The organism is Streptomyces lothianensis (genome assembly GCF_047779955.1).
In the GTDB taxonomy this organism is placed as follows: Bacteria; Actinomycetota; Actinomycetes; order Streptomycetales; family Streptomycetaceae; genus Streptomyces.
The window spans coordinates 1-3,116 of the sequence record NZ_JBLMKT010000102.1 but is presented as its reverse complement, the minus strand read 5'-3'; the positions used below and the strand labels follow the sequence as shown (position 1 = coordinate 3,116).

Genomic DNA, 3,116 nt, shown 5'->3' with positions numbered 1-3,116 from the left:
CGCGCCGTCCTGGTTGATCGCCGAACCCCGCACCACCGCCAGCACCTCATGGCCGCTACGGCGGGCGTCCGACAGCCGCTCCACCAGCAGCATCCCGACACCCTCGCCCCAGGCGGTGCCGTCCGCGCCGTCCCCGAAGGCCTTCACGAGACCGTCGGCCGCGAGACCACCCTGCCGGGAGAACTCCACGAAACCCGCCGGTGTCGACATCACCGTCACACCACCCACGAGCGCCATGTCGCACTCACCCGTGCGCAGCGCCTGGCCCGCCAGATGCAGGGCCACCAGCGACGACGAACACGCCGTGTCGACCGTCACCGCCGGACCCTCAAAACCGAAGGCATACGACAGCCGGCCGGACAGGACACTGGCGAGGTTGCCGGTGACGCCGTGTACGGCGAGGGAGTCGTCGGCGTCCTGGACCACGTCGCCGTAGTCCTGGCCGTTGGTGCCGGCGAACACTCCCGTACGGCTGCCCTGGAGGGACAGCGGGTCGATGCCGGCGCGCTCGAGGACTTCCCAGGTGGACTCGAGGAGCAGGCGCTGCTGCGGGTCCATGGCCAGGGCCTCGCGCGGCGAGATCCCGAAGAGAGACGGGTCGAAGTCCGCTGCGCTGTGGAGGAAGCCTCCCTGGTCGACGTATGAGGTGTTCGGCGTCTCACGCGTCGGGTCGTACAGCGCGGCGGTGTCCCAGCCACGGTCTGCGGGGAAGCCGGTGATGCCGTCGCTGCCGGAGACGAGCATCTGCCACAGCTCTTCCGGCGACGACACCCCTCCGGGGAAGCGGCAGCTCATGCCGACCACCACGATGGGGTCGTCCGCGTCGTCCGCGTGCCTGATCACGGCACGCTCCGTGGCCCCCTCCGGACTCTCCTGACCTCCGAGGTGGTCGAGGAGGTGGGCGGTGAGGGCGGCCGGGGTCGGGTAGTCGAAGACGAGGGTGGCGGGCATGGCGAGCCCGGTCGCGGTCCCCAGGTGGTTACGCAGGTCCACGGCGCTCATCGAGTTGAAGCCGAGATCCTGGAAGCTGCGGTCCTTGGGGATCCTGCTCGTGTCGCTGTGGCCGAGCACGGTCGCGGTCTCGGCGAGTACCAGGTCGAGGACCACGCGGGACCGCTCGGCCAGGGGCAGCGCGAGCAGCCTCGCGGCCTGGGAGGAGGACGTACGGCCCGAGTCGCTGCCGTCCCCGGCCAGGAGACCCGGGAGGCGGTCGGCGGCGGCACCGCCGGCCCGCTCGTCCTCGCGGAAGTCCGGCAGGTCCCGGATCAGCGGGTTCGGGCGGCGGGTCGCGGTGTGGGAGACCATGCGGCTCCAGTCGATGTCCGCGATGACGAGGAACGTCTCGTCGTGGTCCAGCGCCTGCCGCAGGCCGGCCAGGGCCAGTTCGGGATCCATGGCACGCGCGCCGACCCGCTCGAACCGGTCCTCCGCATCGCCCTCGCCGAGGCCCGCCCCGGCCCAGCGGCCCCAGGCGACGGAGGTGGCCGGCAGACCGGCGGCCCGGCGCTGCTGGGCGAGAGCATCGAGGTAGGCGTTTCCCGGTGCGTAGTTCCCCTGCCCCGGCGCGCCGACCGTACCGCTGAGGGACGAGAAGAGGACGAACGCGGACAGGTCGTGGTCGCGGGTGAGTTCATGCAGGTTGAGCGCGCCTTCGGCCTTGGCCCGCAGCGCGTGGGTCAGGCGCTCGGGAGTGAGGTCGTCGACGAGGGCGTCGTCGAGGGCCGCCGCAGTGTGTACGACGGCGGTGAGCGGGGTGTCGGCGGGGATCGAGGCGATGAGGGCGGCCAGGGCGGCACGGTCCTCGGTCGGGCATGCCTCGATACGTACCTGGCAACCCATCTCCCCCAGTTCCGCGGCGAGTTCCGGGGCACCCGGCGCATCGGGGCCCCGGCGGCTGGTGAGGACGAGCCGCTCGGCACCGTTGCGCGCGAGCCAGCGCGCGACGTGCGCACCGAGCGCGCCCGTACCACCGGTCACGAGGACGGTGCCGTCGGCTGCCCACGAACGCCGCGCCCGTGCCGTCACCAGCGGAGCACGGACGAGACGGCGGGCGAACGTCCCCGTGGACCGGATCGCGACGTGATCCTCTTCCTCGGCAGGGGTACCGGTACGGGCACCGGCGGCCGCCAGCACATGGCGCAGGCGCTCCCGCCCGCGCTCGTCCAGGTCCTCGGGCAGATCGATCACGCCGCCCCAACGCTGCGGGAACTCGGTGGCGACGACGTCGGCGAGCCCCCAGCACATGGCCTGGCGGGCGCCGGTGACGGACTCGGACGGCCAGACGGCGACAGCGCCCCGCGTAACGGTCCACACCGGTACGTCGAGCCGTACGTCACCCATCGCCTGAGCGAGAGCGACGGACGCGGCATATCCGGCGGGAAGCCCCGGGAAGCCCGGGTGGTCCCGCTCGTCGAGCGGGAGCAGGGACAGGATCCGTCCCACGAACGCCGACGGTTCCGCGACCGCGTCCATGTCCCGCAGCCGGTCCGCGAGATCCTCGCGGGAGACGTCGGCCGGTACGCGGAGAACAGCGACGCGATCGGCACCGCCCAGCGCCGCGAGACAGGACGCCGCGAGCGGGGACTCGTCCGCCTGATCGGGTACGACGAGGAGAGTGAGGCCGGTGAGAGCGGGCACTGCACCGACGGAACCAGCTCCGGAACCTGAACCGGAACCGGAGAGGCGCTGCCAGCTGATTCGGTAGCGCCACGAGTCCAGGGTGTCCGCGGACTGCCGCCGACGCCGCCAGTCGGAGAGCGCCGGCACGACCATCGTGAACGGGTCGTCGGGGCCGACGTCCAGGGTCCGCGAGAGAGCCTCCAGGTCACCCTCACTGACGGCGTCCCAGAACGCCACGTCACCCGCGCTGCTCTCGGTGGCCCTGGGCGAGGTGGGGGTGGCGTGGAGCCAGTAGTGCTGTCTCTGGAAAGCGTAGGTGGGCAGACCGACACGCCGGGCGCCGGTGCCCGCGTAGTACGTCGTCCAGTCGACCCGGGTGCCGTGAGCGTGGAGCTCGGCGAGGGCCGTGATGACCGCGTCCGTCTCGGGGCGGTTCTTGCGCAGCGCCGGGACGAACACCGCGTCCGCGTCAGCGGTGGTGGTGTCCTGGGCCATGG

At 72.3% G+C, this 3,116-nt stretch carries 1 protein-coding gene; it reads right to left on the bottom strand.

From position 1 onward, the window contains the following. Positions 1-3,116 (bottom strand): SDR family NAD(P)-dependent oxidoreductase (locus tag ACLF6P_RS29740; protein ID WP_415954523.1); only part of this gene is annotated, 3,116 nt, incomplete at both ends.